The 25,085-nt window shown below is 44.6% G+C and carries 18 protein-coding genes, 1 pseudogene and 1 riboswitch; of the genes and pseudogenes, 6 read left to right on the top strand and 13 right to left on the bottom strand.

The window, feature by feature from the left end; all coding sequences use genetic code 11:
* Positions 1-14 precede the first annotated feature (14 nt).
* A riboswitch (cyclic di-GMP riboswitch) is annotated at positions 15-91 on the bottom strand.
* Between the two features lie 9 nt (positions 92-100).
* The 5 genes from KI655_RS04755 to emrD form a co-directional block, all read right to left on the bottom strand.
* Complete coding sequence (locus KI655_RS04755) at positions 101-1,441, bottom strand: HlyD family type I secretion periplasmic adaptor subunit (RefSeq protein WP_285402218.1); 1,341 nt, start codon at positions 1,439-1,441, stop codon at positions 101-103.
* Complete coding sequence (locus KI655_RS04750; RefSeq protein WP_285402216.1) at positions 1,434-3,119, bottom strand: type I secretion system permease/ATPase; 1,686 nt, start codon at positions 3,117-3,119, stop codon at positions 1,434-1,436. The genes KI655_RS04755 and KI655_RS04750 overlap by 8 nt, the downstream gene beginning before the upstream one ends.
* A gap of 146 nt (positions 3,120-3,265) precedes the next feature.
* Entirely contained in the window at positions 3,266-4,072 is an 807-nt protein-coding gene (gene xthA, locus KI655_RS04745; RefSeq protein WP_285402215.1) for an exodeoxyribonuclease III, read from the bottom strand.
* A gap of 161 nt (positions 4,073-4,233) precedes the next feature.
* Positions 4,234-6,324, bottom strand: coding sequence for a S9 family peptidase (locus KI655_RS04740; protein WP_285402474.1), 2,091 nt, complete (start codon positions 6,322-6,324; stop codon positions 4,234-4,236).
* Positions 6,325-6,670: 346 nt separating this feature from the next.
* Complete coding sequence (gene emrD, locus KI655_RS04735; protein WP_285402213.1) at positions 6,671-7,876, bottom strand: multidrug efflux MFS transporter EmrD; 1,206 nt, start codon at positions 7,874-7,876, stop codon at positions 6,671-6,673.
* Positions 7,877-8,429: 553 nt separating this feature from the next.
* Here emrD and KI655_RS04730 point away from each other — a divergent pair.
* Positions 8,430-10,547 carry a methyl-accepting chemotaxis protein gene (locus KI655_RS04730; protein ID WP_285402210.1) on the top strand — a complete coding sequence of 706 codons (2,118 nt, stop codon included), beginning with the start codon at positions 8,430-8,432 and terminating at the stop codon, positions 10,545-10,547.
* Between the two features lie 73 nt (positions 10,548-10,620).
* On the opposite strand, the gene KI655_RS04725 is transcribed toward KI655_RS04730, so the two are convergent.
* The 5 genes from KI655_RS04725 to dinG form a co-directional block, all read right to left on the bottom strand.
* Positions 10,621-11,754 carry a cupin domain-containing protein gene (locus tag KI655_RS04725; RefSeq protein ID WP_285402208.1) on the bottom strand — a complete coding sequence of 378 codons (1,134 nt, stop codon included), beginning with the start codon at positions 11,752-11,754 and terminating at the stop codon, positions 10,621-10,623.
* A gap of 28 nt (positions 11,755-11,782) precedes the next feature.
* On the bottom strand, positions 11,783-11,953 hold the full coding sequence (gene rsmS / locus KI655_RS04720; protein ID WP_285402205.1) for a pleiotropic regulatory protein RsmS: 171 nt from the start codon (positions 11,951-11,953) through the stop codon (positions 11,783-11,785).
* The gene (locus KI655_RS04715) at positions 11,943-12,491 is read right to left on the bottom strand and encodes a primosomal replication protein (RefSeq protein ID WP_285402203.1); all 549 of its coding nucleotides are present in this window, start codon (positions 12,489-12,491) and stop codon (positions 11,943-11,945) included. The genes rsmS and KI655_RS04715 overlap by 11 nt, the downstream gene beginning before the upstream one ends.
* 18 nt (positions 12,492-12,509) lie before the next feature.
* The gene (locus tag KI655_RS04710) at positions 12,510-13,289 is read right to left on the bottom strand and encodes a TSUP family transporter (protein WP_285402201.1); all 780 of its coding nucleotides are present in this window, start codon (positions 13,287-13,289) and stop codon (positions 12,510-12,512) included.
* A 110-nt stretch (positions 13,290-13,399) separates the two neighbouring features.
* Positions 13,400-15,475, bottom strand: coding sequence for an ATP-dependent DNA helicase DinG (dinG, locus tag KI655_RS04705; RefSeq protein WP_285402200.1), 2,076 nt, complete (start codon positions 15,473-15,475; stop codon positions 13,400-13,402).
* Between the two features lie 514 nt (positions 15,476-15,989).
* On the opposite strand from dinG, the gene KI655_RS04700 reads away from it, so the two are divergent.
* The gene (locus KI655_RS04700) at positions 15,990-17,012 is read left to right on the top strand and encodes a porin (protein ID WP_285402199.1); all 1,023 of its coding nucleotides are present in this window, start codon (positions 15,990-15,992) and stop codon (positions 17,010-17,012) included.
* 73 nt (positions 17,013-17,085) lie between these two features.
* The gene (locus KI655_RS04695) at positions 17,086-17,733 is read left to right on the top strand and encodes a DUF2057 family protein (protein ID WP_285402198.1); all 648 of its coding nucleotides are present in this window, start codon (positions 17,086-17,088) and stop codon (positions 17,731-17,733) included.
* Between the two features lie 90 nt (positions 17,734-17,823).
* On the opposite strand, the pseudogene KI655_RS04690 reads toward KI655_RS04695, so the two are convergent.
* Positions 17,824-18,432: pseudogene (locus tag KI655_RS04690) on the bottom strand (pseudouridine synthase); the annotation flags it as partial.
* Between the two features lie 446 nt (positions 18,433-18,878).
* Between KI655_RS04690 and KI655_RS04685 the strand changes: the two are divergent.
* Positions 18,879-21,104, top strand: coding sequence for an NADP-dependent isocitrate dehydrogenase (locus KI655_RS04685; protein WP_285402196.1), 2,226 nt, complete (start codon positions 18,879-18,881; stop codon positions 21,102-21,104).
* Positions 21,105-21,237: 133 nt separating this feature from the next.
* Here KI655_RS04685 and cspD read toward each other — a convergent pair whose 3' ends face one another.
* Positions 21,238-21,459 (bottom strand): cold shock domain-containing protein CspD, encoded by a 222-nt coding sequence (gene cspD / locus KI655_RS04680; RefSeq protein WP_285402194.1) that lies wholly within the window; start codon positions 21,457-21,459, stop codon positions 21,238-21,240.
* 545 nt (positions 21,460-22,004) lie between these two features.
* On the opposite strand from cspD, the gene clpS reads away from it, so the two are divergent.
* Both clpS and clpA read left to right on the top strand, forming a co-directional pair.
* Positions 22,005-22,325: an ATP-dependent Clp protease adapter ClpS gene (clpS, locus tag KI655_RS04675; protein ID WP_285402192.1), complete on the top strand. Its 321-nt coding sequence runs from the start codon at positions 22,005-22,007 to the stop codon at positions 22,323-22,325.
* A 42-nt stretch (positions 22,326-22,367) separates the two neighbouring features.
* Positions 22,368-24,638 (top strand): ATP-dependent Clp protease ATP-binding subunit ClpA, encoded by a 2,271-nt coding sequence (gene clpA, locus KI655_RS04670; RefSeq protein WP_285402190.1) that lies wholly within the window; start codon positions 22,368-22,370, stop codon positions 24,636-24,638.
* 214 nt (positions 24,639-24,852) lie between these two features.
* On the opposite strand, the gene infA is transcribed toward clpA, so the two are convergent.
* Entirely contained in the window at positions 24,853-25,071 is a 219-nt protein-coding gene (infA, locus tag KI655_RS04665) for a translation initiation factor IF-1 (RefSeq protein WP_001040192.1), read from the bottom strand.
* Positions 25,072-25,085: the final 14 nt, after the last annotated feature.

Raw genomic sequence — 25,085 nt, 5'->3', positions numbered from 1 at the left:
ATCGTGTAGATATAAGAGGCAGCACAGCCATCTCACAAAGAGATCTGTTGCTTTCCGTCCCTACCTCGCAGTAGGTTTGGCTTTATCTTCTTTCTTGGGTTTAAATTTCTCTCATTGCTTTGTAGGCACTCACTGATAATGGGTTGAGTAGGTACTCAAGAGGTGTTTGCTGTTCCAAAAGGATCATCACCTCGGCGGGCATACCTGGGTACAACGAGATACTTTCTAACGCTTTTAACTCGGCCTTGTTTAATGAGACACGAGCTAAATAGGCGGAAGAACCGGTCGCTTGATCGCTAATGCGGTCAGCGGAAATATGAATCAACTTCCCGTTGATAGGGGGTGTTTTTCGAAAGCTGTAGGCAGTGAGCCTGACTTGGGTGTCTAACCCAACGCGCAGTGCTTCGATGTCTTCAGGTTTTACCAAGGCTTCCACGATTAATTCGTCTTCTTGAGGGACAAGCTCCATCAGGGTTTCACCGGGTGGCACAATGGCATTTTCAGAGACGATATTAAGCCCAACCACCACGCCACTTTGTGGGGCGACAATCTCAACGCGAGTTAAGACGTCTTGCGCATTAACCATGGCTTCACGAGTTTCATTGAGTTTACGTTCTAGATCTTGAATCTCTTCGCCGAGTGTTTTGGCGTAAGTGTAATCGGCATTGATCAGCTCAAGCTTTGCCTCAGCAATAGTGCGTTTTGAGCGCCCAATTCTTGCTTTCAAATCGGCCACATCGCCTTGGAGTTGTGAACGTTCGCGTTGCAGATCAAGTAAGCGTGATTTAGAGGTGTTACCCGAAAGCAGCAGTTTTTGGTGCATCTGCACTTGTTCTTCCAAATATTTCAAGCTGCGAGTACCGGCATAATAACGCTGTTGAAAACCTTGAAGGTCGAGTTTTGATTGCTCTACCTTTTGTTCAAGCACTTCGGACTCTCCTGACTTTAAGGATTGTCGTTTGGCGAATAGATTACTTTGGGTTTTGAGCAAGCTTGCGACGTTAGGATCGGAACCAAGCGAGAGTAGTCGCATGTCAAATTGGATCTCTGGGTGGTTTGCGAGCTCGGATTGAAGGCGATTGAGGCGTGCTAAATCACTTTGCCATTGGGCGCGTAATCTTAACAGTGACGCCTGCGCTTTGGTTGGTTTGAGTGTGATTAAAGGTTGCCCCTTGAGGACAAAATCACCATCAGACACATGAACCTGTTGAACTATTCCACCTTCTAGGTGCTGAATTGGCTTACGTTTTGACTCGACAATAACAACGCCGGGCGCGATCGATGCTGACGAGAGTGGAGCTAGATACGCCCAAGCGCCGAAACCGCCTAAGGTGAATATTAAAATGGTCCAAATGAAGAGTTGTGTTCGAGCGGTTGAGAAGACGACTTTTCTTCCATCGTCAAAACGAATACCTTTATCATCAAAATTTAGGTTAGCCATTAGATACCTCCTTAGAGGCAACGTTGAACATTGAACGTATCACTTTATCCGCCTCACCAGCACGAGATATCTGTCCATTTCTTATTTCAACCACCCAATCTACATGACGAAGAAGGCTTGGGTTGTGCGTCACCATGACCACTGAGATGGCTTCTTTCTTAGCAAGTTCGAGCAAAGAGATCAGATACTCTTCGCCTTCTTGATCGAGGTAGGAATCGGGTTCATCTAAGATCAATAATTTGGGTGATAGGACGATGGCTCTTGCCAGGGCTAACTTTTGAGCCTGACCGCCAGAGAGTTGATGCCCAAAGCTGCCTATCTGCGTCTCATAGCCATTTGGAAAGGCGGTGATTGCATCATGCACCCCAGCGCGAATTGCTGCACGGACGATTTGGCTATCGGTGACGTTGTCATCGAAACGGGCGATATTTTGTTTTACTGTGCCAGTTAGGAACTCAATATGTTGCGGAAGGTAGCCAACGATGTGCTTAAATTGGTTGCTGTTCCAGTGTTCAACATTAAGCCCATCTATCGTTACGCCGCCTTTGGTTGGGCGAATCATCTTGGTGACCATCTTACACAGAGTCGATTTCCCTGAGCCACTTGGTCCAATTAGGGCAACGCGATTACCGCTCTCAAGGGTGAATTTGATGTTTTGTAGAGTCGGGGTATTACTCTGCTCATTAGCAAACCAAGTGACGTTATCTATCGTTAGGTCGCCCTTGATCTCTTCGAGTTCAGTACGCTCTTGCGGAGTTCGGTGAGAAGAAAACTCTTTTCTTAGTCTTTTGTTCGCATCTAGCCCGGTGCGCCATGCTTGTATACCTCCAGAGAGCATTTCGATGGGCTGTAAGGCTCTCGCCATGAGAATTGAGCCTGCAATCATTCCACCCGCAGACATGGCATTCTCAATCACCAAACTGGCACCGACCGCCATAATCACCAACTGCAGTAGCATTCTTAAATAACGGGAGAAAGCACTAAGAGAGCAGGTGGCCTGATCTAAATTGTGTCGAGCCCAACTTTTTTCGGCGATTGTGTCTTGATAAGAGTTGGTAAGGCCTGGTTGTTGATGCTGGCTATAAATCGTATCGTGCTTTTGAAAGCATTCGTCGTTCTTTCGCTGTGTAGCAAGCTGACTTAAGTACGTTGCATTAAAGTGTTTTGACTTGAGCCAATGGGAGAAAAGCGTCGTGAGCAGAATAAACACCACAGCAGCCATACCAACAAATCCAATGCTTGGATGGATGGCGAACATAATGATGATAAAAATCGGTGTGAATGGAAGATCGAACATCACAAAGTAAGAAGGTGAGGCCAAAAGACTTTTCACCTCGTGGATGTCGTTAAATAGATTTTTCTCTTTGATACTCGGAGAGAGCGTGCACTGTTCAAATAGCTGTTTTGAGGCGAAGAACTCAAATTGTACTGCTTTTTTTTGCGCATACTTTGCGCGCGAGGCGTCAAGCAAGGCTTGTGTTGTCAGTAGGAAGACTGCAATGCCTGCGAGTAATAAGAGTGTGTCGAGACTTTGGCTTGATAATACGCGATCAAAAACTTGAAGACTGAATAAGGGAACCACGAGCATTAGCACACTGATCGCCCCGCTGACGACAGTCATCGGTAACAAGTTTTTCAAGCTGATGGGGTTGATGCTGCTCCAAGGCTTCACATCCATTTCAACTCTCCCTGACTATGGTTAATCGCTATTACAACGGTTGTGCCAATGAACGAGGTTGAATTTGATGTTTTAATTATGACTTGAAGTAAAGTACAAAAATCCGCATAAGCCAAATAAAACTTATGCGGATTTATAGGACTATCTTACTTAAATGTTGACCAAATTGGTGCGTGGTCCGATGGCTTCTCTATGCCGCGTAGTTCGTAATCGATGCCTGCTTCCGTACACTTATCAGCAAGTTTTTGAGTTGCGAGTACCACATCAATGCGAAGACCACGGTTGTCTACAAAGCCTTTAGAGCGGTAATCAAACCACGAGAATTGATCAGTGACTTCTGGGTGTAGTTGGCGGAAGGTATCTACGAAGCCCCAATCCATCAATTTTTTTAGCCATTCACGCTCTTCTGGTTGGAACGAACATTTACCTGTTTTCAGCCAACGTTTTGCATTCGGCTCGCCGATACCGATGTCTGCGTCGATAGGGCTGATATTGATGTCGCCCATCACGATGATTTGCTCATCTTTGTTGTGATAGTCGTTTAGGTAGGTCATCAAGTCTTTGTAGAATTCACGCTTATATGGATATTTGGTTTCATGTTTGATGTTGTCCCCTTGCGGGAAGTAGCCATTAAGCACGGTTGTCTTTTCGCCATTCTCATCTTCAAACGTCGCCATGATCATACGTTTTTGATGGTCTTCATTGTCTGTTGGGAAACCCTTCTGAACAGAGATAGGCTCTTGCTTACACAGCATCGCAACACCGTAGTGCGCTTTTTGGCCGTGGAAGTAAACCTTGTAGCCCATTGCTTCAACATCAGCAATTGGGAATGCCTCGTCGTGCACTTTGATCTCTTGTAAACCAATCACGTCAGGTTGATGTTTGTCGATAACCGCTTGCAGTTGGTGAAGGCGAGCTCTTAGGCCATTGATGTTGAAGCTAATTACTTTCATTGATTTTTATACCTCTCGTAAACCTTTGCCTACAGTGCAGCAAAGACTATTTGATTTGGTGAGTTTCATAGTTAATCGTATTTAACCATGCTTAATAATGTATGTCGCCATTTGTAGAGACAAAGTGGCGACATAAAACGACGTGAATACTTGTATTGAATTTATTGAGTCTTGAGCAAATCTAAGAAGAACGCGTATTCTAGTGCCTCTTCTTTTAGTCGCTTAAATCGACCTGATGCACCACCATGACCTGCTTCCATGTCGGTTTTGAACACAAGTACGTTGTTGTCTGTTTTCATCTCACGCAGTTTCGCTACCCATTTCATAGGTTCAAAGTACTGTACTTGTGAGTCATGTAAGCCTGTTGTCACCAACATATTCGGGTAGCTTTGAGCTTTGACGTTGTCGTATGGCGAGTAACTCAACATGTAATCGTAGTAGGTTTTATTGTTGGGGTTACCCCATTCGTCGTACTCGTTAGTTGTAAGAGGAATCGACTCATCAAGCATGGTTGTTACTACATCAACAAATGGAACATGAGCGCCAATGCCTCGATACAACTCAGGAGCTTGGTTGATGATTGCTCCCATCAAAAGACCGCCAGCCGAACCGCCTACTGCAAATACTTTATCTTCAGCCCCGTAGCCTTCTTCAACTAGGCCTTTGGTGACATCGATGAAGTCATTGAACGTGTTTTGTTTAGTCAGCTTTTTGCCATCGTCATACCAAGGGCGTCCTAGCATCTCTGAGCCACGAATATGGGCAATAGCATAAACGAAGCCTCGATCAAGCAGGCTAAGGCGAACTGAGCTGAAGGTTGGCTCTATGGTTGAGCCGTAAGATCCGTAACCATATTGGTAGATAGGGTTCGTGCCGTCTTTCTTGAATAGATCTTTGCGATAAACCAAAGAGACGGGTACTTGCTTACCATCGCGAGCCGTAATCATGATTCGCTCTGATTGATAATTTTCCGCATTGAAATCACCTAATACCGGCGTTTGCTTCATGATTTCGGCCTCACCTGTATTAAGGTCAAAATCATAGTAAGTGCCAGGAGTCGTTAGGCTGCTGTAATAGACTCGCACCTTAGAGTTATCTAACTCATAGTTACTTGTTAGGTAGGCAGCAAAGGCAGTGTCGTTGAACTCAAGTGGAAACTCTTTGCCTGTAGAGAGTTGACGCACTTTCACCGTAGACAAGCCATTTGAACGCTGCTCGTAAACCAGATGATCATTAAATAGCTCAAAATCGACAAGCTGTACGTTGTCGTCAGCTGGAATGACATCGACCCATTTTGAGCGGTCATGCATCTCTTCAGCCGTTGTTTTCATCAAACGGAAGTTGACCGCTTGGTAGTTGGTGTAGATGTAATACCAATCCTCTAGCTTGGCGATGCTGTACTCAATACCCGTTTCTCTTGGGTAGAAGGCTTCTGCTTTTGCATTTGGATTGTTGGCATCAATAATTGAAACACCACTGGTTTCAGTACTCGAGTGCCAAATGTATACCTGCTCGCCATCTTTACTCTTACTGATGCTGGTGTAGTAAGCACTGTCAGCTTCTTCGTAGATCAGCTCATCGCTTGTTTGAGGTGTGCCCAATACGTGGCGGTAAACTTGATAGCCGAGTAAAGTTTGTGGGTCTTTCTTGATGTAGTAGAAGGCTTGGTTGTCGTTTTGCCATGCAATAGCGCTCGAGGCGCCTTCAATTTTATCGTTTAGGTATTCACCTGTTGTCAGGTCTTTAATCTTAATCGTGTAAATACGGCGGCTCAGTGTATCTTCACCATAGGCCAACAAGTTTTCATTTGGACTGATTGTTAGGTTACCAATGCTGAAGAATTCATGTTCTTTAGCCAGTGCGTTAACATCTAAAATGACTTGTTTGTCTGTTCCTAAAAAGTGTTTTTCGCGCAAATGAACTGGGTATTCGTTGTCACCTGTCACTTCATTTGAGTAGTAATAGCTGCCTTTACGAACCGGTACCGAATTGTCGTCTTTCGCGATTCGGCCTTTGATCTCTTCGAATAGTTGCTCTTGGGATGCTTCTGTGTGTTTTAGTACAGTCTCTGCATACTGGTTCTCTTGCTCGAGGTGCTGCAAGATCTCTGGGTCTTGGCGTTCATCATCACGCATCCAATAGTAATCATCAATTCGTGTGTCACCATGAGTCGTCATTGAATGAGGGACTTTCTTAGCAACGGGAGCTTGGGTTTTTTGAGCGGCGAGTTGCGATGGAGAGTAGTGGTTCATGGTTGTGATTCCTTGATTGCTGCATCCGGCGACAAGCGTCATCGATACGGCCAATGTGGTTAAAGCGAAACGCATCTTTACATCCTTAGTGTGCATCTTACTCGTTTTAATGCCAGCATCCTTTGTTATTGGAGTATAGGTAACTTAGTTTCCTTCCAGTGATGTTATTTATAATTGGATTCTGGATATGCACCTTAAACGTAAGTGTCTGTTATTGTTTTCAAAAAATCAAAGTAATGTTTGTTGAAATTGGTGCTAGGTACTAGGCGAGGGTAAACGGGCAATAAAAAAGGGACACGCCTTTCAGCATGTCCCTCTGTTTGTGAGGCAAGATTTGGGTTCTACTTTAGATAGCCAATGGCATTTCGTTTGAGTGGTCAGGCTTACGATTAACCCAACGTAAACCAAGCATGGCGATAAGTGACATGGTAATCATCAAGCAACCCAGTGGCAGTTGGTCTTGAGCTGGGAAGAACGATGCTAGCAGTGTTGCAATGCCAGCACCTAGGTTCTGCATGCCCCCTAAGATCGCGCCACCCGTTCCAGCGTGGTATGGGAATGGCGACAGTGCCCCTGTTGTTGCTGCTGGGAATAAGATACCCGCGCCCAAGAAGTAAATGGTTGCACCGCCAATCAAAGTTAATGCTGTAGTTTGACCAAACAGACCCGGGATAAGCACGACAGCTGAGCCAACCAAGATCGACACTAAACCAACATTCAGTGCACGGCGCTCAGAGCGACGTTGTGCGATGTAACTCGATAGGCCTGCACCCACTAAGTAACCCGGAATAGGCAGCACAAACAGTAAACTCACGGTTGTTGCAGGTAAGCCAAGCACACCGCCAAGCAATACGCCAGCTGCTGCCTCGAACACGGCCACGCCCGCAAATGTTGCCACCAGTACCAACAAGAAGCCTTGGAAGCGTTTGTCAGACAGAACAAACTTGTAGCTGTTGATGACCGATTCATTTTTACGTCGCTCTTTTGGCAGAGTTTCCATCATGCTCGTCATCATGGTGATCACAACAGCGATACCAAACAACGCGAGAAACAAGTAGCTAGAACGCCAGCCGAACGCTTCTGTTAGGTAACCGCCTAATACTGGTGCCATCAATGGTGAGAAGATCACACACATGCTGATTAAGCTGTTCGCACGGTGTAGTTCAGCACCTTCAAAACAGTCGCGAGTCAATGTACGAGACATCGCACCACCACAACCGATGCCCAGTCCTTGAATAAAGCTACCTGCCAAGAACCATTCATATTCATGAGCGAACAGGGCGACCAAGGTACCAAGGATGTAGATGATCAAACCTCCGACGATGATCGGTTTACGACCGAGGCGATCAGAAAGCGGGCCGTAAACAAATTGCGACAAACCATAAGGGATCAGGTAACACGCCATCACAGCTTGAAGTGACGACGCAGAAACCAAGAACTCACCTGCCATATGACCAATAGAAGGCACGTACATCGTTTGAGTCATTTGACCTACGGCTGTCAGAATAGCGATTAAAAAGGTAAGTTTCGCTAATGGAAACGAGGCGGACATTTGCGTATCTCTCCAAAAATTAAAAACGTAAAAAGCCTTAGCGCTCCACTAAGGAGAGCCAACTAAATAAAGCAATTAGGGAATCTAGGCGCGAGATATTAGAGTTTGATTGCCGAATTAGCAATCAAAAAATGTGAAGTTGAACAAGATAAAAATCTATAATGTAGATGAGAAAAAGTAATCCGAAGTTTCTACCTTTAAAGATGTGAAATGTGGCAGTGAGCTTCATTGATATGTCTCTTTGACAAAGCGAAACTTCGATTAATAGTGTGAGTTAAAACATCTATTTAAGTAGCGAATATCGTTAGTTGAGCACCTTAGCTTCAATAACTTAACTAGACGTGACAACACCGAAAGCGATTGAAAATCAATGTGTAAAAATAGAAAGATACGTTTTATTAACATTTATATAAACTTTCGTTTTATATGTGACCGATTTGTGCTGTAATTGTCGGCTAAGCTATTCGTCTAAAAGACATAAGTAGAATTGCATTTTTGCTATCGGTATGTTTTTAGGTCCACGGAAGTCTTTTGGCTTAAATAAGGATATTCAATGCGCTCACTTTCAGTACAGTGGAAAATCACCCTCCTAGCAGGGTGTTGTTTACTCATCACTTCACTTTCTCTTATTGGTTTCTCGATCTACAACGCTTCAAGTAATCAGCAGGTGATCAAGTCTCAAAGCTCAGATTCTGTTATTAACAAAACGGAACAGCTATTGGCGTCTGTTTCGCAGTTAAATGCACAAGAAACCCAACGTTATGTAGATGAAGCAATCTATCGTGCAGAGATGCTAGCGGCGAGTGCTAAGTTTTTAAAGACTAATGCTGAAGAGAATTTTACGCCAAGCGAAGAGCTGCGAACTGCATTAGACGAGATGATTCGTCGTTCAGTTTTAGACTTTGATTCAATTCTCGGTGCTTATTTGGTATTTCGCCCTGAAATGCTCGATGGCGAAGATGGTAACTATGTGGACGCCGACTATGTGGGCTCTAACGAAGTGGGTCGTTTTGCCCCTTATTGGAAAGTGGCAGACAATGGAGAGAACGTACTGTCGAATGTTCTTTCTGAGCAACTCCTCAACGATAACTCAAACAGTGAGCGTTTCTATTGCCCGTTATCGAGCGGTCAAACATGTATCAGCACACCTAAGGTCGTGACTAGCGGTGGTCAATCACTACTAACTTCATCGATCTCTGTCCCCATTCTTATTGATGATACGCCAATCGGCTTTTTGGGTATCGACCTTCGACTCGATGGACTGACTGACATCGTCGCAGAGTCTGACGCTGAGTTGTTTAATGGTAATGGCGCAATCTATGTGGTTAGTTTAGACGGCTCTGTGATTGCAGCGGATGACGCCTCAGTCACGACAGGTTCTCAATTTGCTAGCAGCAATACCAGCAGCGACCAACTGACAGACTTTATGTTTGGCGGTGAGACCATGACTCAATGGAGCGAAAACGGTGAGTGGTTACTCGCATTTGCCCCGGTTATGGCGGCTAACCAAACTTGGGGTGTGTTGTTGGAGATCCCTAAGCAGAGCGTAGTGGCGGATGCCAACCTACTTGATGCCATCATTAGTGAAAAGTTGAGTGAAAGCATTAAGACAGAGCTACTAGCGGGTGGTCTGTTTATTGTGTTGGGCTTGGGTATCATCGCGTTTGCCTCACTCTCTATTGTGAAACCGATTCGTCAAGTCGTTGAAAGGTTGGACGACATCGCATCTGGTGAGGGCGATTTAACGCAGCGACTTGAGGTTAAATCTCAAGATGAAGTTGGTCAACTTGCACAAGGGTTTAATCGATTCTTAGATAAGCTTCAACCGACGATTAAAGAGGTAATTGCGACCTCAGAGCAGGTTGCGAACACCACAAGCGCAGCGAAGGCTTCAGCGTCTAGCACTCGTCAAAGCAGTGAATCGCAGTTTAAAGAAGTCGACTTAGTGGCGACAGCAGCAGAAGAGATGACGCAGACTGCAAGCCTAGTTGTTCAAAATGCTGAGGTAGCTGTTGGCGCTGCAAGTGAAGCTAACTCTTCTGCTAAGCAAGGACAGCAAGTAATCGAGCTGTCAGCTGGAGAAATGAGGAAGCTGGTGGAGCGTATGTCGAGCGCAGTACCTATTGTCGAAGATCTTGCGAAGAACAACGCTAACATTACCGACATTCTTGGTGTTATCGAAGGTATCTCAGAGCAAACCAACTTGCTGGCTCTAAACGCAGCGATTGAAGCGGCTCGTGCGGGTGAGCAGGGTAGAGGCTTTGCTGTAGTTGCTGATGAGGTGAGAAATCTAGCAAGTCGCACTCAGGCGTCGGTAGGAGAAATTCGCCAAGTCATTGATAAGGTTCAAGCGGGCACTCAGGATGTGGTAGAAGCGATTCAAGAAGGTAATATTCTAGCCAATGACACCGCCTTACATGTACAGAATGCGGTAGAAGATCTTGGTTCGATCTTTACTTCAATTGAAGCGATCAGCGATATGAACAATCAGATCGTGCGAGCGGCAGAAGAGCAACAGTCGGTATCGGGTGAGGTTAATCAGAGTGTGGTCAATATTCGCGATTTAAGTGCGCAAATTCTAGAGCAGGCCTCGAAATCTGAAGAGCAAGGAAACCAAATTGATACCTTATCTCAGCAGCAGCAAGCGCTAGTTAATCAATTTAAGGTTTAAAGACTTTTTGCGCTTTAAAAACAACAAAGGGACACGCATCAACGTGTCCCTTTTCGTTTGCTCAGAATTCGAATTACTCTTCGATAAACCAATAGCCTTTGTTGACGAGGTCGGTAATAAGCGCAATGCCAGACGGGCTTACCGTTTGTTCTGATGTGATCACTGGTTCATTACACAATGAGGTCAGTAGTGCGCTGTCATTCTCTTCGACTCTAATGACTTCGCCGTTAATGTAAGCAACATTCGCTTCTACTTCGTGGTATAGGGCTTTAAGGCCTGACACTTTGTAAATCTCACCCTGTGACGCAAGGTGGTTAGACACTTCTTCCGCATTCCACAGTGGTTCAGGAGCAACTATATCAAGCTGGTGGCGTGACTGGCTCAGTAGACAACCCATAAAGTCACTCACTGTGTTCGGTTGCTCTAGCGCTGAATGCAGCATTTTAGTCAGGCTTGCTAGGTCAGATTGACGAATTTGACCAAAGTTGCCTTGTGTTTTGAACTCAGGATCATGTAAGTGGGTATCACCCATGTCGTGTGCTAGAACAAAGTCAGCAAAATTACTGATCAGTTCTTGCTCTTTAGGTGAGCGATAACCGATTGAGTAGCTCATAGATGGTTCTAGCGTTGTACCTTCATGTGGAAACCCTGGTGGGATGTAAAGAATATCACCCGGCTCAAGAATCTGGTCAATGATTGGTTCGAAGCCTTCAATTTGGCGTAAAGCTGACGCTTGTACGGTCTCTTTGTATTGACCTTCATCTTTAGCACCCACTTTCCATTGACGCTTACCTTGGCCTTGGATGATGAATACATCGTATTGGTCGATATGAGGGCCAACACCACCATTTTCTGCTGAGTAACAAATCATCAGATCATCAAATAACCAGTTTGGAAGCTGTTGGAAAGATTCCGCTAATTGAGCTGCACCTTGATGCCAGTGGTTTGCGGCTTGAACAATCAATTGCCAGTGGCTTTGCGGGAGCTGTCCAAACTTCTCTTCTGTAAATGGACCGTGCTCAGCAGACCATTTGTTATCAAGGTTAGAAACAAAGCGAGAGTCGACCTCTTCTTCCATTGAAAGCCCGGCAAGTTCTTCTGGGCTGATTGGGTCAATGAAATCTTTGAATCCACCTTTGATGATGGTTGGTTGCTTATGCCAGTATTGTTCTACAAACTCGGCCATAGAGAAGTTAAGTTGGTACATGTGTATCCTGTTATATTCGTGCTAGGTGCTAGGTGCTAGGTGCTAATTTAGCTTGAAGGTCTTTTTCAACGATTTTGATCGCTTCTAACGCGATTTTTGGGTCAATTTCGTTGCTTTCAAAAAGGTAGATAAGGTCAACAGCCAGCTTGATCTCATCTGGGGCATTATCTAATGGTGATGGTGCTTGTTCAGTGCTCATCTCTATTTGGAACCTCTAGGTCTAACTGTCTTTGAATTTTTTTCATCGACTCTTCACAGCGTTCGAGTCGTTCGGTCGTAAGTTGCCACGCCTTTTCTGCTTGCTCTTTTTGATAAGCAGGTGCGGAATCCAACGCTGTTCGTTTTTGCTGAACAAGAGAGGATAAACGCCGTTGCCAATCCTGATGTTGGGATAGGGCATTGTAAAGCTGATTGGTCGAACTGGTCTGATTTAACTGGCGGTCGTCACGCAGGTCGTAGTTGGCAAGCTCCCTCTGGATTGCTGCTATTTGGTTTGTGAGCTTTTCAGTTAAGTGGCTTGCTCTTGCCGCAGAAAGTTGCCCATTGGCTAATTCAGACAGTATTCGCTTGTAATTTGATTGTGTCTCTAACGCATAAGGCATAAGCACCTTAGCACGAGACTTAAATAGCGTGCTATCAAACAGAGGCTGGTGATAAGCCCCACGAGCACCATCGACTTGTTGACAGTGACCAATGAGGGTTTCAAGTATCTTCGCGAGTTGATTAAATCGAGACATAGCCAAACGTTCGCTCAGTTAAAGGTTTACAAACCAAGCTTCATAAGCGAGTTTAATGGCGAGAACGCTCACAACAGTAACAAACACGGGGCGAATAAACTTAGCGCCGAAACGAATCGCCGAGTGCGCCCCAACGAATGCACCAGCCATTAAGCAAACACCCATAGTTAAACCCAGTACCCAATCGATATGACCAAGAATCGCAAAGGTGACAAGCGAGGTGAAATTACTGGTGAAATTCATCGCTTTGGATAAACCAGACGCGAGTAAGATGTTTAGGCGATACAGCGCCATAGAGCTAACTGTCCAAAACGCGCCAGTACCTGGGCCTGCAACGCCATCATAAAAGCCAAGAACAAAACCTTGGTACTTTTGTTTTTTCTTAAGCACAGGGCAAGGTTTTGGTGACACGTTGTGATTGGCATTCGGTGTCTTATGAAAAATCGTGTAGATCGCTGCAGCGAGAATAATCAGTGGTAAGACTTTCTCTAGCCATTGAGTGCTAATGGCATCGACGGTTAGCGTACCTATGGTTGCGCCGATCAAAGTCGCTATAAATGCATTTATCCAACATTCTGGCTTAAACAGCTTCTTTTTATAGTAAGTAAAAGCGGCGGTTGATGAAGCAAATGTTGCAGCGAGTTTGTTGGTTCCCAATGCAATGTGTGGAGGCAAACCAAGAGACAGCAGAGCAGGTACGGTAAGCATGCCGCCGCCGCCGGCAACAGCATCAATAAAACCAGCTGCAAAGGCAACCAGAGCAAGTATGACCAACATGGTTGGTTCAATCATTTCCATAAATAGCTATTATTCTCGTTATATGCTGTATCAGCAGTGTCGCTTTGAAATTTGCTCGTGACCGAACATTAAATGGGTATGTTCAGGAACGGCTTATGCGTTCCCAATCATTAGTATTTTATCGTACGTTTAAAAGGCGGTAAGGAGTCTAATAAAGACTTGCCGTAACGCTTTGTGACTATGCGTCGATCAAGGATCGTGACTTTACCAGAATCTCTTTCCTTACGCAGTAGTCGTCCAACAGATTGAATCAACTTTTTACTCGCCTCTGGAACCGTGATTTGCATAAACGGATTCCCACCTTTTGACTCTATGTATTCAGAGTGCGCTTGTTCGACCGGAGAGGTAGGTACGCCGAATGGTATTTTGGTGATCACCAAATTCTCTAGTAGTTCACCCGGTAAATCCAAACCCTCAGAAAAGCTACCAGTGCCGAAAAGAACGCTGGTTTTGCCTTTTTCTATAAGGTTTTTATGTTTTTTTAGGATTTCTGAGCGCGATGTGTCGCCTTGAACTTGTAACGCCCAGCCCTTTTTAACGAAATCGGTCGCCAAGCCTTCTGCAACCTGATTCATTTGCCAATAGGAAGAGAATAAAACGAGGTTGGCTTTGTTGTCTTCAATTACCTTAGGCAAAATTTCGATAAGATATTCTGTAAACTGCGGTGCCTGAGGTTCGTACTTCATTGCAGGTACAATTAACTCCGCTTGATTTTGGTAATCAAACGGCGAGGCTAACGCGAGAAACTGAACGCCGTCTTCTGGTTTTTGGCTAATACCAGCTTGATGACAGAAGAAGCTAAAGGAGTTCAGGGCTCGCATCGTTGCAGACACTAATACAGCACCAACGCAGCGGCTCCAGATTTGCTGATCTAGCTGCCAGCCAACCTCTAGCGGAGAGACATTAACAATGAAGTCGCCTTCACTCTCTTTGTTGAGCTCTAACCATCGGGCTAACGGAGCTCCTTTATCACGTTTAGGTTCAGCCATCAGACGCCAAACTTGCGCAAGGTTCTCAGTTCTTTGTATATAGAAGCCGATTTCTGCCAAGGCAGGTTCAGCAAGTTTGGTTGAAAGCTCACCCTCTTTGACGCGCTCAGCGATAAGGTCTGCGATTTTTGCGACCGCTTGGCTGGCCTTTTGACTCAACTGCTTTAGGTCTTTCGATTCGCTTTCTAGCCACTCAGGAAGATCGCCGTGTTCAAATCTATATAAGCCATCTTCGAACTGGCTGGCATTAAAACGCTTGCTTAACTGAGTCAGACTCGGAATAAGCTGTTGAACAGAATCTTGTAGCTCATTTCTAAACCGGTAGACACGTTTCTCTTCAGCTAGGCCAGAAAGCTTAGTGATTGATTGATTTAAACGCTCTAACCACGAAGCCGCACCTTTTAAGCTTGCTGCAGCCGAAGAGTGGTCTCGTGCCACATGAGGTAGATGATGCGCTTCGTCAAACACATAGATGCAGTTTTCCGGTTCAGGCAAGATGACACCACCACCTAAATCAGCATCGGCCATAACTAAACTATGATTTGCGATGATTACATCGGCCTTGTCTAGCTCAGAGCGCGCCTTTTGGAACGGACAGTCTCTATGTGCTGGCATACTGTTATTACAGCTGTGCTTATCGCTAACAATCATTTGCCAAATCATATCGTCAATAGGTTTTGGCCACGAGTCTCTGTCGCCGTCCCATTTACCTTGTGCAAGGCTGCGGTACATGGTTTCAAGCTGTTCAATGTCTTTCTTTTTAGGCTTTGACTCAAACATCGCCATTTGGCCGCCATCGGCACCACATGCCACAGCAAGCTTTTCTGCGCAGCAGTATCGTTGTCTGCCTTTTGCCAATATAAAAGAGAACTCTCTATCAGTCAGTCTTCTATATAGAGGCAGGTCTTTGTTGACGAGCTGCTCTTGTAGGGCAACCGTTGCTGTTGATATGACGATTTTTCGGTTGTTGAGAACCGCAACAGGGATCGTCGCCATTAAATAAGAGAGAGATTTACCAATCCCTGTGCCTGCTTCAGCAACAATCATGCGATTACTTTTATGGTATTGGCCACAAAGTGTCTTTGCTATTTCTGCAACAAGATAGTTTTGGGCGCGCCTAGGTACAAAGTTGTCCAACTGTGACTGAAGGTTTTGATAACTGGTGCGAATAGAATTTTGTATTTTAGTGGTTAGCATACTGTGACCCAAGTAACGAAGCCGCGATAGTAGCACATTTCACTAGACCGTTCATTTTCCGTGAAATAGCTTGCTTTTGAATCAAAGGTAGATCTTGTTCACAAAAAAAAACTGAACCTTCATGAAGTTAGCGATTTTATTTGTTGTTCAAAATATAAATATCAAAATAAAGCTCGCTTTGAGTGTTTAATTCTGTATTGTGGTTGTTGTTTAGTCTTTTAATGGTGTTTTTAACTGTTGTTGGGCTTTTTAGGTTTATTATATTTTTGGTGAAATGACCCGAGAAGTGTCTCGTAAAATGATGAAAAAAATTGTAAGTGATTGAATTTATTTGGTTTGTCTTTTTTTTAGGTTTGTTTTTAGTTTATTTGACACGCAGGATAATCTTTTGCAATCTAGACCTCGAAATTTAGTGGCGGTGGTTAACCAACAAAGAGTGGTAATCATCAACACAAAACAAAAAAAGGGAACCGGGCAAGGATCTCCCATTCTTAGAAAAGGCAGTGGATTTATTATGAAAAAGACTCTATTAGCTCTTGCTATCGCAGCAACAGCAACTTCAGTAAACGCAGCAGAAATTTACGCAAACGACGACACTAAAGTTGGCCTAAAAGGCGAGGTAGATATCTACCTAACAACTTCAGAAGTTGACCAAATCGGTGGTGGCGTTGAGAAGAACGAAGCTGACGTTTCAACTTGGGCGAAAATCCAACTTGATGCTGAGCAAAAGCTAAACGACCAATTTACAGCATTCGCATCTTTCGAAATCGAAACCGGTTCTGGCGGCAACGCTAAGTTTGATGATGTTCTAGTTGGTTTCAAAACTGACACTTGGGGTATGGCTTTCGGTGAAACAGGTGACCTAGCTGAGTCTGCTGATGCAATCCAAAAAGATGACATCACAAACGAAGGTAACTACATGGGTTCTACTGGTGGTCACCACGCAGAATCTAACGGCCACGGTGCAGTTTTCAAAGGTCAATTCCTTGAAGGTCTAACTCTTGTTGCTGACATCAACACTGACTCTACTGAAAATGTAGACAACACATACGGTATCTCTGCTGATTACGCATTCGGTGCATTCTCTGTAGGTGCTTCTTACATCACTGGTGAGCGTACTGAAAACGTTGATTACCTACTAACAGGTGTTTCTGCATCTGCTGAGTTTGGTGGCCTATACCTAGCTGCTACTTACGCACAGTACGAAGGTAACCAAGGTTACGGTTACTGGGATCTACCAACTAACTACGGTAACGGTGAGACAATGGGTGTTGCAGCAGCATACCAGCTAGACGCTGTACGTCTTTACACTACTTACTCTATCGCGACTACTGATGAAGAAGTTAATGCTACAACTGGTGTTGTGACTTCAATCTCTGACATTGACTCTACTAACCTAGTTGTTGGTGCTGACTACGCATTCCGTGACAACGTTCTATTCTTCGCTGAATACCAAACAGCTGACTTCGAGCAATCTGCATCTAACACTACTCTAGATGCTGACGGTATCACTGCTGGTGTTTACTACACTTTCTAAGTCGTAGCTTAGTATGATATATAAAAGCCAGCGTTAAGCTGGCTTTTTTACATTTATTGATAAGGAAACGTTCATGAACAAATGGGTTTTGGGTCTTGTTTGCCTTGCTGCTGCCCCGCATAGTTTTGCCGGTGTTGAATTCGGCAATGGTGTGACATTGAATACACTCAACGGTGAAGTTATTGAAGATGCTGAACAGGTGTCTTTAGAGCCGGGAGAGAACCAACTTGTACTCGATTATACCGGGTATCTAAGCGAGCGAGGTAAACGAGAGTTCTTAAGCACGGTTCCTTATATTGTCATTGTTGATGTACCAAAAGACAGTGATGTCGAGATTGACCTAAAAAGCCGAAAATATGGCCAAGTGTCTAGTTGGGTGGACAAAGAGCAGCCATTATTTGAAGTGACGGTAAACGGTGATGAAGTCGAAGCGATGCAAGAGATTTTACCGCCTGCAAAAGGTGCATTGCCTTATGGTGATATTCCAGAGTTAGTTAAGGTATATAACCAAGAGCATGGTTTAGTATTTGATTCTGGAAAAATTCGATCACTCAAAGAAGAGTTAGCGGCAGTACAAACAGGTGCAGTAGTCGGTTCTACAGTAGCCCCAGACAGCACTGTTCAAGAGTCTGAAAATACGCTTCAACTTAAGCTTTGGTATTCAAGAGCAAACGAAGAAGAGCGTAAAGCTTTCCAAAAATGGTTAGTTGACCAAAAGTAAGATAAAGATTTTTATGGCGAGGAGTTCAACCTGTATTTGGACTCCTCGCTTGTTCATATTCCTTTTTAGCTCCTAGAACCAGATCTAGGTTTAAATCTCTTTCCACTCTCCCGGTTGTAAATCACCTAAGTTCATTCCGCCCATTGAGTAGCGAATAAGTCGTAGGGTAGGGAAACCTATATTAGCTGTCATACGGCGTACCTGACGGTTACGGCCTTCAATGATTGTAATCGAGAGCCATGTAGTCGGAATGGCTGCTCTGAAACGGACGGGCGGGTTTCGTTCCCATACGCTAGGTTCTGGCATGATTTCCACTTTCGCTGGCAGAGTCATACCATCTTTTAGCTCCACTCCTTTTCTCAATTTATCTAAATCGTTCTCTGTTGGAGCGCCTTCGACTTGTACCCAATAGGTTTTTGGCGATTTAGAGTTAGGTTGAGTCAGTTTCGCTTGATAGATACCGTCATTGGTCAGCACCATCAGCCCCTCACTGTCTCGGTCTAACCGACCCGCTGCATACACATCTTTAACCGGGATAAAATCGGCTAAGGTCTTACGGCCCTCACCATCAGTAAATTGGCTCAAAGTATCGAACGGTTTGTTAAACAGAATCACCTTTCGGTCTTCTGGTGCGATCTTCGGTTTGTCACTGCTCGGTTTACGCTTGTAGCGCTGTTTACTGGATGAATTTGCTTTATTGGCAGCAGAAGAACGACGCTCATTACCCTTGTGATTTTGACGCGTGGTGGCTTGGCTGCCCCGTTTAAATTGACCGCCTTGACGAGAGGCCCCATTAGAGCGCGAAGTGCTACGAGAGCGAGTAGACATGTTAACTACCTTGCAAAAATGTAAACGAAGTGTGCTGAAAAGTTTTCACTGAAACGGAATTGAGCTATCATTTGCGCGCCTAAAAGACACAAAATAGAACAAGTTAATGGACTACAAAGCCCAATTTGTTTAATTATACCAACGTGTTTTATTATAACAACGCACTCACGGATTTGGTTCATACCGTCATAAATCGGTATGAAAAATAAGATAGAGTACGACTATCGAGTAGACATTCGGCGCTCTCAAGCGCAGTTTACTGGTCAATTTAAACATTCTCACAATGAGTGAGCTTGTCAGAACTATAGGGAAATTTCATGCCTACTGAAAAACCAACCATCATCTATACCATTACAGACGAAGCACCAGCACTAGCAACATACTCACTATTGCCGATCATTCAATCTTTCACCGCTTCTTCTGGTATCAACGTTGATACTCGTGATATTTCACTTGCAGGGCGCATTATTGCTAACTTCCCTGACTATCTAAACGAAGAGCAACGTATTGGTGATGCACTTGCTGAGCTGGGCGAGTTGGCAAAAACACCGGAAGCAAACATCATCAAGCTTCCAAACATTTCAGCGTCTATCCCACAACTTCAAGCAACAATCAAAGAACTTCAAGCAAAAGGCTACGCACTTCCTAACTACCCAGAAGAAGCAAGCACTGACGAAGAGAAAGCGATCAAAGCAACTTACGACAAGATTAAAGGTAGTGCTGTAAACCCGGTACTACGTGAAGGTAACTCTGACCGTCGTGCACCGCTTTCTGTAAAAAATTACGCGAAGAAAAATCCACACTCAATGGGTGCTTGGGCAGCAGATTCTAAGTCTCATGTAGCGAGCATGGACGGTAAAGACTTCTTCGGTAGCGAAAAATCAACAACAATCAACGGTGCAACAGAAGTGAGCATCGAATTTGTTGGTCAAGATGGCGCGAAGAAAACTCTTAAGCCTGCTTTTGCTCTACAAGACAAAGAGATCATTGATACGTCAGTAATGAACAAAGCTGCGCTTGTTGCCTTCTTTGAAAAAGAGATTGCTTCAGCGAAAGAGCAGGGCGTTCTTCTTTCTCTACATATGAAAGCAACGATGATGAAGGTTTCTGACCCTGTGATCTTTGGTCATGCGGTTAAGGTTTACTACAAAGATGTATTTGCTAAACACGGTCAACTATTTGAAGAGTTGGGTGTTGACGTGAACAACGGTATTGGTGACGTATACGCTAAGATCGCATCGCTACCGCAAGATCAGAAAGAGGCTATTGAAGCGGATCTGCAAGCGGTATACGAAACTCAACCACCACTAGCTATGGTTGATTCAGACCGCGGCATCACAAACCTACACGTACCAAGCGACATCATTGTTGATGCGTCAATGCCGGCGATGCTGCGTTCTTCTGGTCAAATGTGGGGCCCAGATGGCAAGCAAAAAGATACTAAAGCGATGATCCCAGATCGTAGCTATGCAAGCATCTACCAAGCGGTTATCGATTTCTGTAAAGAGAATGGCGCATTTGATCCAACCACAATGGGTAGCGTACCAAACGTTGGCCTAATGGCTCAAAAAGCAGAAGAGTACGGTTCTCACGACAAGACGTTCATCCAAGATGCGGCTGGTACGGTTCAAGTTGTTGACGCAAATGGCGCAGTACTTCTTGAGCAAGCAGTTGAGGAAGGCGATATCTTCCGTATGTGTCAGGTTAAAGACGCGCCAATTCAAGATTGGGTTAAGCTGGCAGTAACTCGTTCTCGTGCTTCAGGTACGCCAGCGGTATTCTGGCTAGACGAATCTCGTGCACACGATGCAGAGCTGATTAAGAAAGTAAATGCTTACCTACCTGAGCATGATACAGATGGTCTAGAACTGAAGATTCTTTCTCCACTTGAAGCGACTAAGTTCTCTCTAGTTCGTATCAAAGAAGGTCTAGATACAATCTCAGTAACGGGTAACGTTCTACGTGACTACCTAACGGATTTATTCCCAATTCTAGAGCTAGGCACGTCTGCGAAAATGCTATCTATCGTTCCGCTAATGAATGGTGGTGGTCTGTTCGAAACGGGTGCAGGCGGTTCTGCTCCTAAGCACGTTCAACAAGTTGAAAAAGAGAACCACCTACGTTGGGACTCTCTAGGTGAATTCCTAGCACTTGCAGCTTCACTTGAGCACCTAAGCACAGTAACAGGCAACGCGAAAGCGCAGGTTCTTGCTGATGCTCTAGATAAAGCGACTGGTGAGTTCTTAGATGAGAACAAGTCACCGTCACGTAAAGTGGGTGAGTTGGACAACCGTGGCAGTCACTACTACCTAGCAACATACTGGGCAAAAGCACTCGCAGAGCAAACGGCTGATGCGGAGCTTGCACAAGAGTTCGCAAGTGTTGCCGCTAGGCTTTCTGAAGGTGAAGAGGCGATTGTTGCTGAGCTTAATAATGCGCAAGGTGTGAAAGGCGAGCTAGGCGGTTATTACCTGTTTGACGATGCTCTGACTTCAGCGCTAATGCGTCCAAGTGCGACACTAAACGCAGTGATTAATGCATAATCACCGTCTAACCTAGACTCAGTAATTGATAAACGCCTCAGCCTAAATAGCTGGGGCGTTTTTTATTGGTGTATAGATATAAAAAAACGCTCTGCATAGGGCAGAGCGTCTTCGGATAATGAATGTAGCTGGACTACTTTGTTTGGCCAGTTTCTACCGGAATAACGGAGCTGGCGTGGGATCCTTTCGGGCCGCTCTCTACTTCATAGTCGACCTGCTGTCCCGCTTTGAGTGTGCGGTAGCCATCCATTTGAATGGTGGAGTAGTGGGCAAAAATATCGCCTTCTTCACCTTCTGGACAAATAAAGCCAAACCCTTTGGCATTGTTAAACCATTTTACTGTACCTGTAGCCATGCTATACATCCCTCATGCATTTTGTTACTGATGTTGTTTATATCAATTGTGAAAAGTGTCACTGATATGATTCGAAACGACGCGGTATCTGGTCGTTATTCTGAACTTCTACATTGCTGACATGAAATATCGCTGCCTTGCGTAATTATTCCGTGTTGTTAAATTTTAATGTAAAAAAAACCTTTTAGCTCCAATGTAGCTAATGATTGAGCACAGTCAATAGCAAATTGGTAGAAAATTGATCATTTTTAATAACAAATCACACCTGAGAATTAACACTACCTATTAACTATTTTGTAACTTATAAGCGCAAATATATGTTTTACGTATGTTTATGCTGCCTTTTTAATCAATCACATATGTTAATCGACGCAATAGGCATCTTTTATTTGCAGCAAGGTAAATGGTGGATTAGGCTCAATGTATGGGTTCTATTTTTGGTCTTGTTTTCTAACACGGTTTCGTAGTACACCCGACACTGTGAATGTGGTAGATTTAGAGTTCGCACATGTCGTATTTCCAAAAATAACCTTAGCAAAGCTAACATGAGTAGAAACTTTGAATGGGCGGCTCCAGGCTCTGATTTACTGGAGAAAGAAAAAACGAAAGTTAAGCCACCGGCAATGTATAACGTTGTACTTAATAACGATGACTACACGCCAATGGACTTTGTAATCGAAATCCTAGAGCGATTCTTCTCGCTAGATATCGAGAAAGCAACGGAAGTCATGCTCAAGGTTCATTATGAAGGTAAAGCTATCTGTGGGACTTACAGCGCAGAGATAGCGGAAACAAAAGTAGCGCAAGTAACGATGTACTCAAAGGAAAATGAGCATCCGCTACTATGTACAATGGAGCAAGCTTAAAGACTTGTTCGGACAACAATGTTGTTCCCTTAGGAGGTACTTATGCTGAATAAAGAATTAGAATCAAGCTTGAACGGCGCCTTTGCTCGAGCGCGAGAAAAGCGACATGAGTTTATGACTGTCGAGCACCTCCTACTTGCATTATTAGAAAATGATGCGGCCAAGGAAGCGCTTTTGGCATGCCAAGCCGATCTTGAAGCCTTACGCAACGAGCTCGATATTTTCATCGATCAAACCACACCTCTTATTCCTGAAAGCGACGAAACACGTGAAACTCAGCCGACGCTAAGCTTCCAACGTGTTCTTCAACGTGCCGTTTTCCACGTGCAATCATCTGGTCGCAGTGAAGTAACGGGTGCTAACGTGTTGGTTGCTATCTTCAGTGAACAAGAATCTCACGCAGCTTACTTGCTCAAGAAGAATGACATCAGCCGCTTAGATATTGTTAACTTCATTTCTCACGGTATTACCAAAGCAAGCAATGAAGGTGACAATGCTTCCTCTTCAGACTCATTCGGTGCTGAAAATGCGGAAGAAGCGAGTTCAGAAGATAGACTGGAAAATTTTGCAACCAACCTCAATGAAGTCGCGAAGAAAGGCAATATCGACCCACTTATTGGTCGTGACAAAGAGCTTGAGCGCACTATTCAGGTGTTATGCCGCCGTCGTAAAAACAACCCGCTTCTTGTGGGCGAAGCTGGCGTAGGTAAAACCGCCATTGCTGAAGGTCTTGCTTGGAGAATTGTCGAAGGCCAAGTACCAGAAGTGATCCAAAGCAGTGTCATTTACTCTCTAGATATTGGTTCTCTGCTTGCAGGGACTAAATACCGTGGTGACTTTGAGAAACGCTTTAAGGCGATTCTTAAACAGCTAGAGAAAGAAGAAGACGCGATTCTTTTCATTGATGAGATTCATACCATCATTGGTGCGGGTGCGGCTTCGGGCGGTCAAGTTGATGCGGCAAACCTCATTAAGCCTCTGCTAAGTAGTGGTAAGTTGCGTTGTATCGGTTCAACAACGTACCAAGAGTACAGCACCATTTTCGAGAAAGAGCGTGCGTTATCTCGCCGTTTCCAGAAAATCGATATTGTGGAACCATCGTTAGATGACACCACTAAGATCTTGATTGGTCTTAAGCCGAAATACGAAGCGCACCACGAGGTTCGTTACACTAATAAAGCCCTGCGTGCTGCCGTTGAGTTGTCAGCGAAGTACATTAACGAACGTCACCTGCCAGATAAAGCGATTGACGTAATTGATGAAGCAGGCGCTCGCAGTCGATTAGCTCCAGCAAGCCGTCGTAAGAAAACGGTGAGTGTAGCGGATATAGAGTCAATGGTTGCCAAGATGGCTCGTATTCCAGAGAAGTCTGTCTCTTCGTCAGATAAAGACATTCTACAAAGCCTTGATGATCGCATGAAAATGCTGGTATTTGGTCAAGACACCGCTATAGACGCGCTAAGTGAAGCGATCAAGCTAACTCGTGCTGGCTTGGGTGCCGATAACAAACCTGTTGGTTCATTCCTTTTTGCAGGCCCTACAGGGGTGGGTAAAACAGAGGTGACAGTTCAGCTGTCTAAACTGATGGGTATTGAGCTACTGCGCTTTGATATGTCGGAATACGGTGAACGCCACTCTGTGAGCCGTTTGATCGGTGCACCTCCGGGTTATGTCGGTTACGATCAAGGTGGTCTATTAACTGATGCCGTGATCAAGAACCCTCATTCTGTGGTACTGCTTGATGAAATTGAGAAAGCTCACCCTGACATCTTTAACCTACTGCTACAAGTGATGGATAACGGTACGCTAACGGATAATAACGGTCGTAAAGCTGACTTCCGTAACGTAATCCTTGTGATGACCACCAACGCCGGTGTAGCAGAGACAGAGAAGAAATCGATCGGCCTGATCCAGCAGGATCACGCGCCAGATGCGATGGGTGAAATCAAGAAGGTGTTTACACCAGAGTTCCGTAACCGTCTTGATAACATCATCTGGTTCAACAGCCTAGACCCAACAGTTATTAGCCAAGTGGTTGATAAGTTCATTGTCGAACTGCAAGTTCAACTTGATTCTCGTGGCGTGTCTTTGGAAGTATCAGAAGATGCTCGTCACTGGTTAGCAGAGAAAGGTTACGACAAAGCAATGGGTGCGCGTCCAATGGGACGTGTGATTCAAGAGCAGCTTAAGAAGCCTCTCGCGAACGAATTGTTGTTCGGTAGTCTAGTCGACGGTGGTACTGTTAAAGTGTCTCTGAAGAAAGATGAGCTGCAATTTAGCTATGTTGGTGCTAAAGAAGAAGTGATGCACTAACCAGTCAACTTGAATAGCTCGATTGAATCAATAAAACGTACGGCTCAGGTCGTGCGTTTTTTTATGCTTGCGAGATACGAGATACGAGATACGAGATACGAGATACGAAGAAATAGAGAAGATAGAGATAAGTGGAAAGGACAAAGTGCCAAGCGTTAGGCAATAAAAAACGGAGCACTAGGCTCCGCTTCTTATCGTATTCACTAATGAGACATTAACGAGCACGGAAGACGATGCGGCCTTTAGAAAGGTCGTATGGAGTCATCTCAACAGTTACTTTGTCACCAGTAAGAATACGGATGTAGTTCTTACGCATTTTACCAGAGATGTGTGCTGTCACTACGTGACCGTTTTCAAGCTCAACACGGAACATTGTGTTTGGTAGAGTATCAAGGACAGTGCCTTGCATCTCGATTACGTCTTCTTTAGCCATCTAATCCTCTTTCG

It is taken from the genome of Vibrio sp. D404a, from assembly GCF_030248535.1.
Taxonomy (GTDB): Bacteria; Pseudomonadota; Gammaproteobacteria; order Enterobacterales; family Vibrionaceae; genus Vibrio.
The sequence above is the reverse complement of the archived record's forward strand: the minus strand, read 5'-3'. Positions and strand labels throughout refer to the sequence as shown.

Coding starts and splice junctions, on each gene's coding strand:
- KI655_RS04755 (WP_285402218.1), bottom strand. CDS start 1,441: ATGGCTAACCTAAATTTTGATGATAAAGGTATTCGTTTTGACGATGGA.
- KI655_RS04750 (WP_285402216.1), bottom strand. CDS start 3,119: ATGGATGTGAAGCCTTGGAGCAGCATCAACCCCATCAGCTTGAAAAAC.
- xthA (WP_285402215.1), bottom strand. CDS start 4,072: ATGAAAGTAATTAGCTTCAACATCAATGGCCTAAGAGCTCGCCTTCAC.
- KI655_RS04740 (WP_285402474.1), bottom strand. CDS start 6,324: ATGAACCACTACTCTCCATCGCAACTCGCCGCTCAAAAAACCCAAGCT.
- emrD (WP_285402213.1), bottom strand. CDS start 7,876: ATGTCCGCCTCGTTTCCATTAGCGAAACTTACCTTTTTAATCGCTATT.
- KI655_RS04730 (WP_285402210.1), top strand. CDS start 8,430: ATGCGCTCACTTTCAGTACAGTGGAAAATCACCCTCCTAGCAGGGTGT.
- KI655_RS04725 (WP_285402208.1), bottom strand. CDS start 11,754: ATGTACCAACTTAACTTCTCTATGGCCGAGTTTGTAGAACAATACTGG.
- rsmS (WP_285402205.1), bottom strand. CDS start 11,953: ATGAGCACTGAACAAGCACCATCACCATTAGATAATGCCCCAGATGAG.
- KI655_RS04715 (WP_285402203.1), bottom strand. CDS start 12,491: ATGTCTCGATTTAATCAACTCGCGAAGATACTTGAAACCCTCATTGGT.
- KI655_RS04710 (WP_285402201.1), bottom strand. CDS start 13,289: ATGGAAATGATTGAACCAACCATGTTGGTCATACTTGCTCTGGTTGCC.
- dinG (WP_285402200.1), bottom strand. CDS start 15,475: ATGCTAACCACTAAAATACAAAATTCTATTCGCACCAGTTATCAAAAC.
- KI655_RS04700 (WP_285402199.1), top strand. CDS start 15,990: ATGAAAAAGACTCTATTAGCTCTTGCTATCGCAGCAACAGCAACTTCA.
- KI655_RS04695 (WP_285402198.1), top strand. CDS start 17,086: ATGAACAAATGGGTTTTGGGTCTTGTTTGCCTTGCTGCTGCCCCGCAT.
- KI655_RS04685 (WP_285402196.1), top strand. CDS start 18,879: ATGCCTACTGAAAAACCAACCATCATCTATACCATTACAGACGAAGCA.
- cspD (WP_285402194.1), bottom strand. CDS start 21,459: ATGGCTACAGGTACAGTAAAATGGTTTAACAATGCCAAAGGGTTTGGC.
- clpS (WP_285402192.1), top strand. CDS start 22,005: ATGAGTAGAAACTTTGAATGGGCGGCTCCAGGCTCTGATTTACTGGAG.
- clpA (WP_285402190.1), top strand. CDS start 22,368: ATGCTGAATAAAGAATTAGAATCAAGCTTGAACGGCGCCTTTGCTCGA.
- infA (WP_001040192.1), bottom strand. CDS start 25,071: ATGGCTAAAGAAGACGTAATCGAGATGCAAGGCACTGTCCTTGATACT.